The organism is Streptomyces sp. NPDC001920 (assembly GCF_053594495.1).
In genome coordinates this window covers 162,529-180,034 of the sequence record NZ_JBSFEP010000009.1, presented here as the reverse complement: position 1 = coordinate 180,034, position 17,506 = coordinate 162,529, and the positions used below count along the sequence as shown (strand labels likewise).

At 71.7% G+C, this 17,506-nt stretch carries 13 protein-coding genes; 6 read left to right on the top strand and 7 right to left on the bottom strand.

From position 1 onward, the window contains the following. Nucleotides 1-70 precede the first annotated feature (70 nt). The 3 genes from ACWCPI_RS17290 to ACWCPI_RS17280 are packed head-to-tail and all read right to left on the bottom strand — an operon-like array spanning nucleotide 71 to nucleotide 3,060. Nucleotides 71-544, bottom strand: a complete 474-nt coding sequence (locus ACWCPI_RS17290; RefSeq protein WP_451038906.1) for an NUDIX domain-containing protein — start codon at nucleotides 542-544, stop codon at nucleotides 71-73. Next, nucleotides 541-2,079 (bottom strand): ATP-dependent DNA ligase, encoded by a 1,539-nt coding sequence (locus tag ACWCPI_RS17285; RefSeq protein WP_451038905.1) that lies wholly within the window; start codon nucleotides 2,077-2,079, stop codon nucleotides 541-543. Before ACWCPI_RS17285 ends, ACWCPI_RS17290 begins: the two co-directional genes overlap by 4 nt. A gap of 51 nt (nucleotides 2,080-2,130) precedes the next feature. Next, entirely contained in the window at nucleotides 2,131-3,060 is a 930-nt protein-coding gene (locus ACWCPI_RS17280) for an NAD(P)/FAD-dependent oxidoreductase (protein ID WP_451038904.1), read from the bottom strand. Nucleotides 3,061-3,125: 65 nt separating this feature from the next. Here ACWCPI_RS17280 and ACWCPI_RS17275 point away from each other — a divergent pair, with 65 nt between their 5' ends. From ACWCPI_RS17275 to ACWCPI_RS17250, 6 genes are all read left to right on the top strand, one after another. Next, nucleotides 3,126-3,698: a helix-turn-helix domain-containing protein gene (locus tag ACWCPI_RS17275; protein WP_451038903.1), complete on the top strand. Its 573-nt coding sequence runs from the start codon at nucleotides 3,126-3,128 to the stop codon at nucleotides 3,696-3,698. 104 nt (nucleotides 3,699-3,802) lie between these two features. Further along, entirely contained in the window at nucleotides 3,803-4,780 is a 978-nt protein-coding gene (locus ACWCPI_RS17270; protein ID WP_451038902.1) for an NADPH:quinone oxidoreductase family protein, read from the top strand. Continuing rightward, entirely contained in the window at nucleotides 4,777-5,958 is a 1,182-nt protein-coding gene (locus ACWCPI_RS17265) for an acyl-CoA dehydrogenase family protein (RefSeq protein ID WP_451038901.1), read from the top strand. Before ACWCPI_RS17270 ends, ACWCPI_RS17265 begins: the two co-directional genes overlap by 4 nt. Further along, nucleotides 5,955-7,049 carry an acyl-CoA dehydrogenase family protein gene (locus tag ACWCPI_RS17260; RefSeq protein WP_451038900.1) on the top strand — a complete coding sequence of 365 codons (1,095 nt, stop codon included), beginning with the start codon at nucleotides 5,955-5,957 and terminating at the stop codon, nucleotides 7,047-7,049. The genes ACWCPI_RS17265 and ACWCPI_RS17260 overlap by 4 nt, the downstream gene beginning before the upstream one ends. Before the next feature lie 185 nt (nucleotides 7,050-7,234). Beyond that, nucleotides 7,235-8,098 carry a phosphatidylinositol-specific phospholipase C/glycerophosphodiester phosphodiesterase family protein gene (locus ACWCPI_RS17255; RefSeq protein WP_451038899.1) on the top strand — a complete coding sequence of 288 codons (864 nt, stop codon included), beginning with the start codon at nucleotides 7,235-7,237 and terminating at the stop codon, nucleotides 8,096-8,098. A gap of 129 nt (nucleotides 8,099-8,227) precedes the next feature. After that, nucleotides 8,228-8,422 carry a hypothetical protein gene (locus ACWCPI_RS17250; RefSeq protein ID WP_451038898.1) on the top strand — a complete coding sequence of 65 codons (195 nt, stop codon included), beginning with the start codon at nucleotides 8,228-8,230 and terminating at the stop codon, nucleotides 8,420-8,422. Nucleotides 8,423-8,425: 3 nt separating this feature from the next. Here ACWCPI_RS17250 and ACWCPI_RS17245 read toward each other — a convergent pair whose 3' ends face one another. The 4 genes from ACWCPI_RS17245 to ACWCPI_RS17230 all read right to left on the bottom strand — a co-directional run bounded on the left by ACWCPI_RS17245 (nucleotide 8,426) and on the right by ACWCPI_RS17230 (nucleotide 17,213). After that, nucleotides 8,426-9,664, bottom strand: coding sequence for a phosphodiester glycosidase family protein (locus ACWCPI_RS17245; RefSeq protein WP_451038897.1), 1,239 nt, complete (start codon nucleotides 9,662-9,664; stop codon nucleotides 8,426-8,428). A 76-nt stretch (nucleotides 9,665-9,740) separates the two neighbouring features. Beyond that, a complete protein-coding gene (locus ACWCPI_RS17240) occupies nucleotides 9,741-10,100 on the bottom strand; it encodes a DUF779 domain-containing protein (protein WP_451038896.1) in 360 nt (119 codons plus the stop codon). 157 nt (nucleotides 10,101-10,257) lie between these two features. Continuing rightward, nucleotides 10,258-11,808: an alpha/beta hydrolase gene (locus ACWCPI_RS17235; RefSeq protein WP_451038895.1), complete on the bottom strand. Its 1,551-nt coding sequence runs from the start codon at nucleotides 11,806-11,808 to the stop codon at nucleotides 10,258-10,260. 185 nt (nucleotides 11,809-11,993) lie between these two features. Next, on the bottom strand, nucleotides 11,994-17,213 hold the full coding sequence (locus ACWCPI_RS17230; RefSeq protein WP_451038894.1) for a family 43 glycosylhydrolase: 5,220 nt from the start codon (nucleotides 17,211-17,213) through the stop codon (nucleotides 11,994-11,996). Nucleotides 17,214-17,506 lie beyond the last annotated feature (293 nt).

Below are 17,506 nucleotides of genomic sequence, written 5' to 3'. Positions count from 1 at the left end.
CCTCCTGGAAACGTGCTGATGATTCGACCTTCCCGCGCGGCGGTGGGTACCGCAACGCGGGTACGGCCGCTCAGGCCGAGTGCTCAGCCAGCCGGTCGAGAAACGCGGCCTGGGCCTTGACGACGACCTCCCGCGCCCGGTCGAGGCCGAGCCACTCCACACGGTCCAGCTCCGGGAACTCCTGCGTCCGCCCCGAGCGCGGCGGCCACTCCATCACGAACGTGCCGGGGACGACCGCCGCCGGATCGAGGTCCGCCTCGAGGGCCCACACCGTCACGATCTTGCCGTTGCTCTGCCGGACCTCACCGAGGGGTACGGCCTCCCCGTCGGGCGGCACCAGTCCCAGCTCCTCCTGGAACTCGCGGCGGGCGGCCTCCCAGGCGGGCTCGTCGGGTTCGTACTCGCCCTTGGGGACCGTCCACGCCCCGGCGTCCCGCCTGGCGAAGAACGGGCCTCCCATATGGCCGAGCAGCACCTCCAGACCGTCGGCGGTGCGCCGGAAGAGCAGCAGCCCGGCGCTGCGCCGCGCGCGGGACGGGGTCACGGCCGCACCTCCGGGTGGGCGGCGAGCAGCGTCTCGACCGTGTCGGCCTCCTCCGGCCGCTTGTCCTCCCGGTAGCGCACCACGCGGGCGAAGCGCAGCGTGACACCGGCCGGGTAGCGGGTGGACCGCTGAAGGCCGTCGTAGGCGATCTCGACGACGAGTTCCGGGCGTACGGTCACGCCCCACCCCCGGTCCGCCACGGCCAGCTCCTGGAGCCGCTCCGTCTGCCAGGTCAGCATCGCGTCGGTCATGCCCTTGAAGGTCTTGCCGAGCATCGCGAAGGAGCCGTCCGCCGTACGGGCGCCCAGGTGGAGGTTGGACAGTCTGCCGGTCCTGCGGCCGTGGCCCCATTCGGCGGCCAGCACCACCAGGTCGAGGGTGTGGACGGGCTTGACCTTCAGCCAGGAGGCGCCGCGCCGGCCCGCGCTGTAGGGGGCGTCGACGGCCTTCACGACGACGCCCTCATGGCCGCGTCGCAGGGTCTCGGTGAGGAAGTCCTCGGCCTTGCGGAGGTCGTCGGGGCCGGACACCAGTGCGCGGCGCACCCGCATCGGCTCCGGGACCAGCCGGGCCAGCTCCGCGTGCCGCTGTGTGAACGGCAGGTCGAGCAGGTCGCGGTCGTCGACGGACAGGGCGTCGAAGAACACGGGCGATACCGGGACCTGACCGGCCGCCGCCGCCACGTCCACCCGGGAGCCGACTCGGCCGGCGGTCTCCTGGAAGGAACGGGGGCGGCCGGCGTCGTCGAAGGCGATGACCTCGCCGTCCAGGATGAACCGCTCGCCCTTCAACTCCAGTGCCGTCGCCGTCAGTTCGGGAAGCCGGTCGGTGATGTCGTCCAGGGTGCGGGTGTAGACCCGTACGGAGTCGCCGTCCCGGTGCACCTGGACGCGGATGCCGTCCAGCTTCTCCTCGACCGCGCAGGCGCCGAGCTTGTCGACCGCCTCCGGCACCGAGGACGCGGAGTGCGCCAGCATCGGCAGGACCGGGCGGCCGACGGTGAGCCGGAAGCGGGTGAGGGCGGCGGGCCCCTCGGCGAGGAGGGCCTCGGCCACCGTCTGGAGCGACCCGGCGAGCATCACCGCCCGCCGTACCTCCGCCGGCGGTGCCTGCGTCGCCTGGGCCAGACCCTCCACCGCCACCGCGTCCAGGGCGCCCTGCCGGACCTCTCCGGTGATCAGGCCGATCAGGAAGCGCTGCTCGTTCTTTGTGGCCGCCCCCATCAACTCGCCGACGAGACGCGCCCGTTCGGCCTGCGAGCCGGTGCCCGACACCTTGCCCAGCTCGGTCAGCCGGGCGTCCACCTCGCGCACGGTGAGGGTCGGTTCGGCGGCGGGGGCCACCGGGCGGCCCAGCACCTTCCAGCCGACGCCGAGCCGCCCCTGGGGCAGCCGTCCCGCCAGATACGGGATGACGATCGGGACGTCGTGCGCCTCGGCCTCCCGGAACAGCTCCGCGAGCAGAGCGGTCTTCCGGGACCGGGCCGAGGTCGCGGCGACCTCCTGGGACACCTGGGCCAGCCGGGTCAGCAGCATGCAGCCATGGTGCACCGCAGGCGGGCGCTCCACACCCCCACCGCGGTGGCGCTACGCGGACGACGCCGCGTCGAGGTCGGCCATGAGCAGTTCCCCGTTGATGGTGGCCCCCGCGCGGTACCCGCCCGCCGCCGCGTTCACCACCTGCTCGGAGAAGCCCATGGCGTTGCCGGCCGCCCAGACGCCGGGCACGGAGGTGAGCCCGGTCGGGTCGACCACCGGGTACGCGCCCTGGGGGGTCTGTCGGAACTCGGCCCCCAGCTGCTCCAGGAGTCCGGTCCGCGGAACCGCGCGCGGCGCCACGAACAGCACCTCGCGCGCGTGCCTAGTGCCGTCGGCCAGCCGCACCCCGGTGATCCGGTCGTCCTCGGTCAGGAGCTCCGTCACCTCTCCGGGGACCACGTTCACCCCGGCCGCGGCCAGTCTGCGCAGGTCGTCGTCCGAGAGGTCCGATTCGGCGACCTCGTGCAGGAAGAGGATCACGTCCTTCGACCACTGGGACACGATCAGCGCCTGGTGCACGCTCATCGGGGAGGTCGCCAGCACGCCGAAGGCCCGGTCGCGCACCTCCCAGCCGTGGCAGTACGGGCAGTGCAGCGCGTCCTTGCCGAAGCGCTCGGCGACTCCGGGGACGTTCGGCAGCTCGTCCTTCAGGCCGGTGGCGACGACCAGCCGCCGGGCCCGCACGGTCCGGCCGCTCCCCAGCGTCAGCGTGAACTCCTCGCCGCGCTCGACGCCCACCGCCCGGTCCCGGACCAGCTCCACGCCGTACCGTGCGATCTCCGCACGGCCGGCCGCCAGGAACTCGGCCGGGGACATGCCGTCCCGGGAGAGGTACCCCTGCATGTGGGCGGCGGGAGCGTTGCGCGGTTCCCCGGCGTCGACGACCAGTGTGCGGCGCCGGGCCCGGCCCAGGACCAGCGCGGCGGACAGGCCGGCGGCGCCGCCGCCGATCACGATCACTTCGTATGTCTGGGTCATACCGACACGGTCACTCCGTGGGCGCGGTATTGACAAACGCCTTTGCTGATTCTGCAATGTGCCCCATGACTACCGACGAAGTGCTGGCGGAGGTCGGGGCGAGACTGCGGCGGATCCGCAAGGAGCGGGAGGTGACGCTCGCGGCGCTGTCCGAGACGACCGGCATCTCCGTGAGCACCCTGTCCCGGCTGGAGTCCGGTCTGCGCAAGCCCAGCCTGGAGCTGCTGCTGCCGATCGCGCAGGCCCACCAGGTGCCGCTGGACGAACTGGTGGGGACGCCGCCGGTGGGTGACCCGCGGGTGCGGTCCAAGCCCCTCGTGCGGCACGGGCGCACCTACTGGCCGCTCACCCGGCAGCCCGGCGGCCTCCAGGCGTTCAAGGTGCTGGTTCCGCAGCGCAGGGAGGAGCCCGAGCCCCGCACTCATGAGGGCTACGAGTGGCTGTACGTGCTGTCCGGACGGCTGCGGATCGTGCTGGGCGAGCATGACGTGGTGCTCACGGCGGGCGAGGCGGCGGAGTTCGACACCCGGGTGCCCCACTGGTTCGGCTCGACGGGGGAGGGCCCGGCGGAGTTCCTGAGCCTGTTCGGCCCGCAGGGCGAGCGCATGCACGTCCGGGCGCAGCCGCGCCGGTCGTGATGCCCGCTACTGTTCCGCGGCTACCTGTTCCCTGATCGACAAGCGACCGCTTAGTATGCGAACCGACCCCGGTCAGACGAAGCAGTCCCCCGTGGAGGCACCGCATGCAGGCATGGCAAGTGCACGAGAACGGCGAGCCGAGCGAGGTGATGCGGCTCGAGCAGGTGGAGCCGCCCACGCCCGGTGACGGCCAGGTCCTGCTGAAGGTGCGAGCCGCGAACATCAACTTCCCGGACGCACTGCTGTGCCGGGGCCTGTACCAGGTCAGGCCGCCACTGCCGTTCACGCCCGGCGTGGAGATCTGCGGCGAGACCGAGGACGGGCGCCGCGTCCTCGCCAACCCCGCGCTGCCGTACGGCGGTTTCGCCGAGTACGCCGTCGCGGACGCCGCCGCGGTCCTGCCCGCGCCTGACGCACTGGACGACGCCGAGGCCGCCGCCCTGCACATCGGCTACCAGACCGGCTGGTTCGGCCTGCACCGCCGGGCCCGTCTGGAGGCCGGGGAGACCCTGCTCGTCCACGCTGCCGCAGGAGGGGTCGGCAGCGCGGCCGTGCAGCTCGGGAAGGCCGCCGGCGCCACCGTCATCGGTGTCGTCGGCGGAGCCGAGAAGGCTGCCGTCGCCCGGGAGCTGGGCTGTGACGTCGTCATCGACCGGCGCGCGCAGGACGTCGTCGCTGCCGTGAAGGAAGCCACCGGCGGCCGGGGCGTCGATGTCGTCTACGACCCCGTCGGCGGCGAGGCCTACGCCCAGTCCGCCAAGGTCGTCGCCTTCGAGGGCCGGATCGTGGTCGTCGGCTTCGCGAGCGGCTCGATCCCCAGCCCGGCGCTCAACCACGCCCTGGTGAAGAACTACTCGATCCTGGGCCTGCACTGGGGCCTGTACAACACCAAGAACCCGAAGCTGATCCAGCACTGCCACGAGCAGCTCACCGAGCTGGCCGCCCGGGGCGCGATCAAGCCGCTGGTGAGCGAGCGCGTACCGATGGGCGGGGCCGCGGCCGCCGTGCAGTGGGTCGCCGACGGCATCACCACGGGGCGCGTCGTCGTGCTTCCGGGGCTCACCGAAGGAGGAGCGGCATGACCGACGCTGCCGAACTGCGCCGCCGTACGGCGGACCTGCTGGCCGCCCACCCGCCGGCCGACACGGATCGTCTGGAATTCCTGCGCGCCCGCTTCGACGCGGGCCTGGCGTGGGTGCACTACCCGGAGGGCCTCGGCGGCCTCGGGGTGCCGCGCTCCCTGCAGGTCGTCGTGGACGCCGAGCTGGAGGCCGCGGGCGCCCCCGACAACGACCCCCGGCGCATCGGCATCGGTCTCGGCATGGCCGCGCCGACGATCCTCAAGTACGGCACCGAGGAGCAGAAGCAGCGGTATCTGCGGCCCCTGTGGACCGGTGAGGAGGTCTGGTGCCAGCTCTTCAGCGAGCCCGGCGCCGGGTCCGACCTGGCGGCGCTCGGCACCCGTGCGGTCAGGGAGGGCGACGACTGGGTCGTCAACGGGCAGAAGGTGTGGACCTCCAGCGCCCACGTCGCCCGCTGGGCCATCCTCATCGCGCGCACCGACCCGGACGTGCCCAAGCACGCGGGCATCACCTACTTCCTCTGCGACATGACCGACCCCGGCGTCGAGGTCCGGCCGTTGCGCCAGATCACCGGCGAGGCCGAGTTCAACGAGGTGTTCCTCACGGACGTCCGCATCCCGGACTCCCGTCGCCTCGGCGAGGTCGGTGACGGCTGGCGCGTCGCGCAGACCACGCTGAACAACGAGCGGGTCGCCATCGGCGGCATGCGCCTGCCCCGCGAGGGCGGCATGATCGGCCCGGTCTCGAAGACCTGGCGGGAGCGCCCCGAACTGCGCACCCACGACCTGCACCAGCGGCTGCTCCGGCTGTGGGTCGAGGCCGAGGTCGCCCGCCTCACCGGAGAGCGCCTGCGCCAGCAGCTCGTCGCGGGCCAGCCCGGCCCCGAGGGCGCCGGCATGAAGCTCGCCTTCGCCCGCCTCAACCAGGAGATCAGCGGCCTGGAGGTGGAACTGCGCGGCGAGGAGGGCCTGTTGTACGACGACTGGACCATGCGCCGGCCCGAGCTGGTGGACTTCGTCGGCCGCGACGCCGGCTACCGCTACCTGCGTTCCAAGGGCAACAGCATCGAGGGCGGGACCAGCGAGGTCCTGCTGAACATCGTCGCCGAGCGCGTCCTGGGCCTGCCGTCCGAGCCGCGCACCGACAAGGACGTCGCGTGGAAGGACCTGGCCCGATGACAACGCAGCGCACCCAGCCCGACCTGCTCTACACGGAGGAGGAAGAGGCGCTCCGCGCCGCCGTACGGGACCTGCTCGCCGACCACTGCGACGCACCCGGCGTCATCGCCCGCACCGAGTCCGGCACGCCGCACGACCTGGCGGCCTGGAAGGCGCTCGCCGACGGCATGGGCCTGGCCGGACTGCTGGTCCCGGAGGAGAAGGGCGGCCAGGGCGCCACGCACCGCGAAGCCGCCGTGGTGCTGGAGGAGTTGGGCCGGGCGGTCGCCCCGGTTCCCTACCTGACCAGCGCGGTCGTCGCCACCGAGGCGCTGCTGGGCTGCGAGGCCGAAGGGGGCCTGCTGGCCGAGCTGGCGTCCGGGCGGCGGATCGGCGCGCTCGCGGTCGCGCTGCACGTCGGCCCCGGCGGCGCCTACCCGGTCGTACGGCACGAAGACGGTGCCCTGCACGGGGAGTTGACCGGCATCGCGGACGCGGCCGTCGCTGGCACGCTGCTGGTGCCCGCAGACGACGGCGGGCTGTACGCGGTGGACGCCGATACCGTGACCGTCACCCCCCAGGTGTCCCTGGACCAGACCCGGCCGGTGGCCACGGTCACCCTGGACGCCGCCCCCGGCCGTCTGCTGGGTGACGCCGAACCCGCCGTACGACGCGCCCTGCGCGCGGGGGCCGGGCTGCTCGCCTCCGAGCAACTCGGCATCGCCGAGTGGACGTTGACCGAGACGGTCCGCTACCTGAAGGACCGCAAGCAGTTCAACCGTCCCGTCGGCGGCTTCCAGGCTCTCAAGCACCGCCTCGCCCAGCTGTGGCTGGAGGTCGTCAACCTGCGCGCGGCGGCCCGTAACGCAGCCGACGCGCTGGCCGTCGGTGAGGACGCCGACGTGGCCGTCGCCGTCGCCCAGGCGTACGCGGCGTCCGTCGCCGTGCACGCCGCCGAGGAGGCCCTGCAGCTGCACGCGGGTATCGGCATGACCTGGGAGCACCCGGTGCACCTGTATCTGAAGCGGGCCAAGGCCGACTCGATCGCCTACGGCACCGCGGGCGCCCACCGTGCGGCGCTGGCCGAACTCGTCGACCTCAGGGCTCCCTGACCCGCACCCGAGCGAAGCACCCGGAAAGCCCGCCCCACCAGGGGCGGGCTTTCCCGTGTGCCCGCAGCGGCGAAGTGAACGCAGCGCGGCGGTCCGGCCAACTCCCCGCGCGACTCTGCCCCTTGCGGCCCCGGGGACCGCATACTCGCAGCGGTTCCCGTCCGGCACCTCAAGGAGGCAGTGCCATGGCCCGCACCACTCGTCGCAGAGCCCTCACCACCCTCGGCGCCGCGCTCGCGGGCACGGTCGCCCTGCCTGCCACCGGTGCGGTCGCGAGGGAACACCGGGACCGCCCGGGTCCGTTGTGGCGGGCCCACGCCCACAACGACTACGAGCACCCGCGTCCGCTGCTCGACGCCCTCGACCACCGTTTCGGCAGCTTCGAGGCCGACATCTTCCTGGTCGACGACCACCTTCTCGTCGCCCACGACCCCGAGGACCTCGACCCCGCACGCACGCTGGAGTCCCTCTACCTCGCCCCGCTCGCCGCCCGCGTCAGGGCCAACCACGGCTGGGTGTACCGGGGCCGTCGCCGCCCGGTCCAGCTGCTCATCGACATCAAGACGGAGGGCTCGTCGACGTACCTCGAACTGGACAGGCATCTGAAGCGATACAAGCACCTGTTCACGACGTACGCCCACGGCCGGGTGCACCCGGGGCCGGTCACCGCGGTGATCTCCGGGGACCGCGCCGCCCGGGTGCCGATGGAGGCCCAGAAGGTGCGCCGGGCCTTCTACGACGGGCGCCTCGCCGACCTCGGCGGCACCGCGCCCGCCTCCTTCGCCCCGCTGATCTCCGACAACTGGAGGCTGAACTTCACCTGGCTCGGCGTCGGCGCGTTCCCGGCAGCCGAGCGGCAGAGGCTGCACGGCATCGTCCGGGCGGCCCACTCCCGTGGGCAGAAGGTGCGGTTCTGGGCCACCCCGGACCTGGCCGGGCCCGCGCGGGACGCCCTGTGGCACGAACTGCTCGACGCCGGCGTGGACTTCGTCAACACGGACGACCTCGCCGGTCTGGAGGCCTTCCTCGACGCCCACCGGGCGGCATAAACGCACCGCGCGCGGAACACCACACGTTCGGAGGACAGGTCAGCCGCCCGGACGAACCTTCCGCTACGCCACACTTGCGGCGGAACGCCGTGTACCAGGACAAGACGGCGTGGCGGAGGGAGGTTGACGATGGCCATTTCCATCTCTGTGGTGGTGCTGCTGTTCATCCTGGCGGTGATCTTCGTACGCAACGGCGGGCTGAAGATCACGCACGCGCTGGTGTGCCTGCTGCTCGGCTTCTACCTGGCCGGCACCAGCATGGCGCCGACCATCAGCAGCGGTCTGACGGCCACGGCGGACATCGTCAGCAGCCTGAGACCGTGACCGTCACCCGGCCGAGAAGATGCCGATGCCGTTCGGGACGGGGCGCTCCACTCCGTCGGAGGGATGGTTGCGTACGGAGACCGCCGGCGCCCCCGGCTCACGTACGACCAGTGTGGAGGAACCCCCGCCGTCCAGGCTGAAGGCGTCCACCGACCCCAACGTCCGCATGACGGACGCCACTTCCGCGATCGTCAGACCGGTCCGGTACTCGCGGGCACCGTCCAGCGCGAGCAGCACCAGCCGCCGTCCGCCGCCCGCGATGCCCACCGCCGTACGCACGGCCGAGGTCCGGTCGTCCAGACCGGGCAGCGGCCTGCCGCCGTCGAGCACCGGGTAGCCACCGAGGGCGAAGCGGTACGGGATCCGCGACGCCGCCGCCACCAGCCGGTGCCGTACCTTCACCGGCTCGCCCGCGAAGAACTTCCGCAACTGCTGCGCACCCGCCTCCCGGCCCACGAGGACGGTGGTGCCCGCCGGGATCGGCCCGCTCCCGGGTGTGTCGGCGCTCGACACGACCCGGCCGTCCCGGATCGTCACCTCATGCGTGTCGGTACTGCACGGGGCCGAACGGTCGGTGTCCGTGCCGCACGTGGCGCGCACCCGGGAGGCGCTGCCCCAGACGGCGGTGAACGCCCCGACGGAGCCCACCGGCAGGGCGTACTGGTTGAACCCGCCCAGCGGAATCCGGCCCTCGGGCGTGCGGACCGAGCCGACCAGGCGCAGGCCGTCCAGCCGGGCCCGGCGGTCGACACCCACCCCGAAGACGTCCTCGGTGCTGGTGCCGGGCGGCAGCGCCGGTCCGAAACGCTGCCCGTTCGGCACCGCCGCCTTCAGCGCCCGCCCGCCCGCGATCGCCGGGCCCACGCTCGCGCCGGTGGCCTGGACGCCCGGATGCTGGGCCTCGCTGATGTTGAAGAAGTCGCCGTTCACGCCGGCCACCGCACCTTGCGCGGTGGCCTGCCGGGAGATGGTGGCGCGGGCCGCCACCGCACCTGCGTGCAGCAGATCGAGCCGTACGCGTGGATCGCGCAGATCGACGGTGAGCACATGGGCGTGGGCGGGGCCCCTGGCCGCCGCGATGTCGAACTCCTCGTACGCGACCCCCGGCGCGATCCGGGTGCCCCGCGGCGCGGCGCCGGCCGGCGCAGCCACCCCCAGGGCCGCACCGGCCAGCGTGCAGAACGTCGTGAGCAGCGTGAGTGCCGCCCTGCCGATCACCAACCGTCGCTGACGACGTGCCACATCGCCCCCCTGATGTCTCGTCAAATGTCCCAGGACTCAGGGGAAGTGCACCAGACGGCGATGACCTGCCGGGTCGTCAGGTGCCGACGACCCGCGAACGGGTGAGGAAACGCACCCCCTCGGGTGCCTCCAGCGAGAAGCCGCTGCCCCGGCCCTCGACGACGTCCACGATCAGCCGGGTGTGGCGCCATGTCTCGTACTGCCCGCGTGACATCCAGAACATGACCGGCTCCGGCACCCCCTCGACGTCCAGCTGCGCGAGCAACACGTCCGAGTCGCCCGTGCGGAACTCGCCGTCCGGGTAGCACATCGGCGCGCTGCCGTCGCAGCAGCCGCCGGACTGGTGGAACATCAGCGGTCCGTGCGTCGCGCGCAGACGGCGCAGCAGGTCGGCGGCGGCGGGGGTGAGCTCGACACGCGGGGTCTCCTCATACATGACGGCAAGAGGAGCACGGTCGACGTTGCGAGAGCGTTGCACCCGTCCTGACTGATCCACTGACGCGACCATCGAGTGGACGCCGCCGACGTCCGGCTCGCGGTGCGGGACGGCGGCGAAACAGCGAAGGACGATCAGCCCTCCGAGACGTGAACGGTCACCGGGTGACCGGGTCGGCCGCGGCGCAACTGCTGCCGTCGGCCGGGACCGTCAGGTTCACGAGGTAGTCGTCCACCGCGTCGCGGGTGCAGTCACTGCGTCCGTACACGCTGTGCCCCGCGCCCTCGTACGTCAGCAGCACGGTCGTCCCCCGGGTCTGCCGGTGCACGTTCCTCGCCCATGCGTAAGGGTTGGCCGGATCGTGGCGGGAGTGCAGCATGAGGATCTCGGGTGCCTGTGTGATGCGCAGGCGGTGCTGCGGGTTGTTCACCTCGTCCGGCCAGCCGACGCAGCCGGCCATCGCGCCGTGAACACGCGGCGAGCCGCGCAGGTGCGGCGCCGCCCGCAGTTCGGCCTCGGTCAGGCGGGAGAACTCGCGGTGGTCCTTCGGCCGGAAACGCCAGTCCTCGCAGAGCACCGCGTGGAAGGGGAGAGCCTCCGTCGCCGGCTGTGCCGACGTCCGTGGGGTCGTCGGTGGGCTCTGGCGCCGTTGTGCGTCGAGTCCGGCGACGAACGAGGCCGTTCCGCTCCAGTCCGGAACGTAGAGCCTGCGGAAGACGAGCTGCGTGATCTCGTTCGCGGTCATGGCCCTGCCCGGGTTCCTCGGGTCCATGATCTCGCCCCGGTCGGCCCGGGCGAGGAGACCGTCCCAGACGGCCGTGACATCGCGGCCGTGCAGGGCGCACGACGACGAGCGTGCGCACCACCGCACGAACTGGTGGAAGGAGTCCTCGGCGGTGAGCGCGGAGGAGACCAGGAACTCCCGGGCGTCCAGGCTGTGGTCGATGCTCGCGGTGAGGGTCATGGCGCGGATCCGGTCGCCGTACAGTTCCGCGTACTGCTCGCCGATCAGGGTGCCGTAGGAGTGGCCGAAGTAGTTGATCCTCTGCTCGCCCAGCGACCTGCGCAGGGCCTCCACGTCATGGACGACGGCGAGGGTGTCGGCGTGGTCGAAGATCGGCCCGCTGTGCCGCCGGCAATCGTCCCGCAGGGCACGGTTGTAGGTGGCCAGCCGGTCGAACTCGGCCTGGTCGCGGGGGTATGCGGAGGGTGCCTTCCGGATCAGGTCCGAGGAACACATCACCGGCTCGCTGGCTCCCACGCCCCGCGGATCGAAGCCGACGATGTCGAACCTCGCCAGCACGTCGGCACTGAAGTGGTCCGGTGCGTCGTCGACGGCCCAGTCGACTCCCGAGGCGCCCGGGCCGCCCGGGTTGACCAGCAGGACGCCGATCCGACGCCCGGGGTCCGTGGCCTTGCGACGGGCCACCGCCAGGTCGAACTTCTCGCCCTTCGGGTGTGCCCGGTCGACGGGCAGCCGCAGAGTGCCGCACTCGGCCGTGCGGTCCTCGGGGCACGGCTTCCAGTCGATCGCCGCGGACGCCGTGGACGGGCTCGACGGGCTGGACGGGCCGGCCGGTAAGCCGCCGGCCGCGCGCTGCGGGCCGGTCGCGCCGGCGTCCGCCACGCCCGGGCCCAGCACCAGCGCGCCCGTCGTCAGCACGCCGGCAGCGAGCGCTGCGGCGAGGGTCTTGGTGAACGGTTGCACAGAGTTCCTCCTGTTGCTCCATCGACCACGGATCACAGGAGTGGCCACCCCTCGACGAGCTTCACGCCGAGCCGAGGCCGACCGCAACGGAACTCGGCCCGAATCAGGGCGGAATGAGGGTGATTCCGAAGTGGTGCTCAGGGTCGGCCCCTCAGGATCCCGAGGGGCCGACCCTGAGCACGGGCCTATCGCCGGACGTCACCGACCTTCACCACGCCGGTCGTCCTCGTGCCGGCGGCGTTGTCGTAGACGACGACACCGGTGGACTTCTTCCAGACCTTGACGCGGAGCGTGTCCGGTCCGTCGGTGGCGGTGATCCGGAAGGCGTAGCCGTCCTTGCCGTTCACCGTGCCGGAGCCCTGGTACACCGCCCGGGAGCCGGTGACCACGAGCCAGTCGGAGCCGGTGGAGCGGAACTTCAGTCTTGCCGCGCCGAAGTCGAAGGTCGCTCTGCCCTCGGGGACGGTGGCTTTCCTGGTGTAGGCGGCCGCGAAGGAGAAGGCGGCCTTGCCGGTCAGGTCCGGACCGGCCGGGTAGGCGCCGGCCGGGGAGCCGATCACCCCGGCGCCGAGTGCGGGGCCCGCGGCGCGGTCGTACACGATCAGCTCGGCGAGTGCGGTGCCGTCCGAGGCGCCGTCGTCGTCGGTGACGGTGAGCGCCGGCCGGTGGATGCCCGCCTCGGTGTACCTGTGCTCGGCACGGCAGCCCGCGGCGCCCGCCCGGACCGTCGTCGGCTGCGAGCCGTCCTTCCAGTCGACCCGGCAGGTGTGGGTGTCGGAGCTGCCCGGGTCGTCGAACTCGGCGGTGACGACGGCCCGTCCGCCGACCGACACGGGGGAGGCGGGACCGGTCGCGGAGGTGACCTCCGGGGCCGCGTTGGCCACGGTCACGGTGGCCGTGTCGCTGCCGCGGCCGCCGGTCAGGGTGACCTCGTAGGTGCCGTCGTCGGTGCAGGTGAGCGTGGTCCTCGCCGCCTCGGCGTCGGCGAGGGAGCAGGGTGCTCCCTCCTCGACCGCCCACTTCGGGCTGCCCGCACCGGAGACCGAGCCGTTCAGCGGGATGCGGTGGCCCTCCGCGCCCTCGGCGTCCGGCCCGGCGTGGACGACGGTCACCGGGTCGATGCCCGTGAGCGTCGGCTCGACCTTTCTGAGCAGGCCGGCGGCGTCGAACTCCAGCTTGTCGATGGTCGTTTCGCGGTGGGTGCCGTCACCGCCGGGGATGGCGAAGCGGTGGTAGGCGACGTACCAGTCGTCGGTGTGGGGGACATGGACGACCGAGTGGTGGCCGGGGCCCTTGACGCCGAGGGAGAGGTCCTTCTCCAGGATCACGCCGTGCCTGGTCCACGGGCCGGTGGGGGAGGGGCCCGTGGCGTACGCGACGCGGTAGTTCTCGTCGCGGGTGTCGTTCTCCGACCACATGAAGTAGTAGGTGCCCTTGCGCTTGACGACGAAGGTGCCCTCGTTGTAGCCGCTCGGGGTGATGTCCTTGACCGCGGACAAGTCGAGGGAGGTCATGTCGTCGTTCAGCGGGGCGACGTAGGCGCGGCCGTTGCCCCAGTAGAGATACGACCGGCCGTCGTCGTCCGTGAACACGGCGGGGTCGATCATCTGCCCGCTGAACTGGCCCGCTCTGAGCAGCGGCTTGCCGAGCGCGTCCTTGAACGGCCCCGTCGGCGAGTCGGACACGGCGACACCTATGTTGGCGTCCGCGCAGAAGTAGAAGTAGAACTTCCCGTCCTTCTCGGTGATCGTCGGCGCCCACGCCCTGCTGTCCGCCCAGGAGACGTCCGGGCCCAGGTCGAGGATGACGCCGTGGTCCTTCCAGTGGACCAGGTCGGTGGAGGAGTACGTCTTGAACCGCGTTCCGCTCCAGCCTTCGAAGCCGTCCGTGGTCGGGTAGAGGTAGAAGGTGTCGCCGAAGCGGACGATGTTCGGGTCGGCGTTGAGGCCCGGCAGCACCGGGCTCCTCATGATGAGCGCCGAGACCGTCCAGGTGCGCTTCTTCCCGTCCGAGCCGGTGACCTCGTACGTCACCGGCTTGCTGAAGTCCCGCGTGCTCCCGGAGGCGGGACTGATCGACGCGCCGTGGGCGAGGGTGAACTCGGGGGCCAGCGCGGTGAGATCGGCGCCCTCCTTCATCGGCAGGGTGATCTCGCTCCCGCCGTTGTCGATGAGCGCGTCCACCTTCAGGGCCGGGTGGGCCGCCTTCGCGATGCCCGCGGTGTTGCCGCTGAGCTCCATGACCTCGGCGGCCGTGAGAGCCCGGCCGTAGACGCGGAAGTCGTCGACCTCGCCGCCGAAGTAGGGATCGGCCGCGTACAGGGACCTGCCGAGGTAGCCGGTGTAGTCCTTGTCCGCGTCGTACAGCTCGGACGGCTTGATGGTGGTCGTCGTGCGGGCCGCCTCGACGCCGTCCACGTAGAGGACCATGGTGCCGGTGGAGCCGTTGAGGGTGACGGTGACGTGCCGCCACTCGCCGGGCGTGAGCCGCGACCCGGCGGTCAGCTTCGACTCCGCCGACCAGCTCGCCTTGGTGATGGCCGAGTAGAGGCTGGAGCCGCCGTTGGACGGCGTGGCGAAGAGGTACCTGTCGCTGTCCGGACCGAGCCCGAACAGCCACTGGAAGTTGTCCCCGCCTTTCCACTTGGCGTACGTCGAGACGGTGACACTGTCGGCGTTCTTCAGCACACCGTTGGGGACACGGACGTACGGCGACGTGGTCGAGGAGCTCGAACCGCCCGACATCCTGAACGAGCCGCCCTCGACGCCGGTGCCGAAGTCCGGCGTACGGACGTAGGTGCCGTGGTAGCCGTGACCGCTGGAGTCACGGGCGATGGTGCCGCCCGTCTCGTCGAAGTCGTACTGCAGGAGCAGGTCGGCGGGGACGTCGGGGCCGTCCCGCGACACGGTGACCTCGGCGCGGACCGGGATGGCGGCGCCGTCCGGCAGGCTGCCCGTCACCGTGAAGGTGCCCGCCTGCGCGTACGTCGACTCCGGGACGTCCTCCCAGGTCACCGATACCGGGCGCTTGACGCCGTCGGCGTACGTGGCGATCACCGTGGCCGGCAGGACGGGAGCCTGGCCGATGCCGGTCTTCACGGACACGTCCTCGACGGACGCCACCAGCTTGTCCGGCTGGTAGGCGCGCAGCAGCCGGTCGTACTCGGCCTGCGTGACGGGGAGCACCGTGCCGTGGCGCGGCTTGGCCGGCAGGTCGTAGCCGGTGGACGGCGTCCAGGTGCCGGAGGCGAGGTCCGTCGTCTCGAAGGGGATGTAGCCTCGGCCGCCGAACTCGTCGAGGAACGCGTACCACTTGTCCCCGGTGTTCGACTTGAACACCAGCGGCCCCTCGGCCGCGCTCATCGCACCCTTGCCGATGCCCTCCGCGACCGGGTCCCAGGACAGGTCGAGGAGCGAGTCGCTCCTCTCCTCGAAGACGAACTTGCTGTTCGGGGTGGAGGAGGTGTTGTTGCGCTCGTCCTTGGAGAGTCGGAAGTACGTCCCGTCGTGCTCGATCACCGTGGAGTCGATGACGGAGTAGCCGCGGTCGATCCAGACCTTGGGCTCGCTGAAGGTGTGGAAGTCGCGGGTGGTCGCGTACATCATGCGGTTGTACGTGTTCCCGGAGTGCGCCTCGTCGTCGTACAGCTTCGACGCCCAGAAGACGACGTACTCGCCGCGCTGCGCGTCGTAGAAGGCCTCCGGCGCCCAGGTGTTGCCCGCGCTGTCCGGGGAGACCTTGACGAGCCGCTGGTCCGTCCAGTGCACGAGGTCGGTGGACTCCCACACCATGATGGACTTGCTGCCGGTGCGCTGGGCGGCGTCCCAGTCGCCGTTGCCGTAGATCCTGAGGTCGGTGGCGATCTGGTAGAACTTGTCGCCCTCGGGGGAGCGGATGATGAACGGGTCGCGCAGGCCCTTCTCGCCGAGTGTCGAGGTCAGGACCGGCTTGCCGTCGTTCAGCTCCCTCCAGTGCAGGGGGTCGTCGCCCTTGCTCAGCGCGGCGTAGAGCTGTTCGCCGTCCGCCGTGCCCTCGCCGGTGAAGTAGCTGAACATGTAGCCCTTGAGGGCCTGCTTCTCGGGGAGTTCGGGGACCTCGGCCGTGAACGTACGGGTCGTCCTCGCCTCGCCCTTGCTGACGGTGGCGGTCAACTCGACCGTGGTGGCACCCTCGCCGTGCGCCGGGCGGTGCACCACGCCGTCGGCGGAGACGACGTCCGGTTTCGCGGAGGACCAGGTGACGTCCGTGCCGTGGGCGGCTGTCGCCGGGAGGGTGAGGTTGCCGCGGACGTCGTCGAGGTTGTGGACGGTGAGGCCCTCGGCGGCCTGTTCGGTGGCGGTCCGGTCGTCGAAGTCCGGCAGGACCGTGACGTCGAAGGACTTGGTGGCGGTCACGGTGCCCTTCGTCAGGGTCGCCGTGAGCGTGGCGCGGCCGTTCGGCTCACCGGCGGCGGGCCGGGTGACCTTGCCGCCGTCCGACACCACGGAGGTGTTGTCGCTGGCCCAGCCGATCGAGGAACCGCCGGCCGTCCCGGTCCTCGGCAGATCCAGATCGGCCGTGACCGCGGTGGTGTCGCCGAGGCTCAGCGCGGCCTTGTCGTCGGCGACGCCCTGTGCGGCGACCGGGAGCGCGAGCTGCTCGACCTCGGAACCGGCGAGGGCGCGGTCGTAGACCCGGAAGTCGCGGATCCTGCCCTTGAACAGCCTGTCGCCGGAGTAGACGGATTTGCCGATGAAGTTGGCGGTCGTGGTGCCGGAGCCGATCGCGCCGGGGGTGATGGTGACCGCGGTGTTGCGGCCGACCTCCACCCCGTCCTCGTACAGCACGCCCGTGGTCCCGGCCTGGGTGTAGGTGAGGTGCTTCCACACGCCGCGGGTGAGGTTGTGCGAGTCGGACGGCTTGGTGGTCTGCTCCGTCGACCAGTTGCCGCTCGCGATCGAGGTGCGCAGGGAGTTGCCGGTCGTGAACAGGTACCCGTTGCCGTTGCCGCCGCTGGAGTTGCCGAAGCCGTAGACGAAGTACGGCGTGCTCTGGGTGGCGTCGATCAGCACGTCCAGCGACACGGTGATCGCGTTCATGCCTTTCATGACGTCGTTCGGCACCTTGATGTAGGTGTCGGAACCGTTGAAGGCGAGCCCCTCGCCGGTGCCCGACCAGTCGGCGGCGCCGGTGACCGTGCCGGTACGGCCGTTGCCGGAGGCATCGGTGACGGTGCTGCCGGAGGTGGCGTCGAGTTTGTACCAGAGGGCGAGGCCGTCGGTGACCTCAGCCGCGGGGGCCGTCTCGGCGGCCCGGGCGGGATCGGTGGGCGCGGCCACTCCCAGGAGCAGTGACGCGGCGGTCAGCGCGGCGAGCCGGCCCGTCAGGCGTCTCGCGCGGACACGGGCACGTGCGATGTGGGGCATGTCGGGTTCCCTGCTGAGGCATGGCGGGGCCTCGGCCGTGGGCACCCGTGTCGGCTGTGTGACGTCGTGTGAGGTCGCGTGGCGAGAGTGTCGGCCGGTGCGTGGCACAGCGTCAAGAGGTTTCGAACGATGTCCGACTGGTCGAACGCTTGGTTTTCTCGCGGTGGATGGTTCGTCGGTTTCGCGGTGGGTCGTTCGGTCGGCGTGGTCGGCGTGGTCGGCGGTTCCGCCGGCGGACGGGCGGTTCGGTTCTTCGTGACGGTCGGATCGGTGGTCGTGGCGGGCGGAGCAGG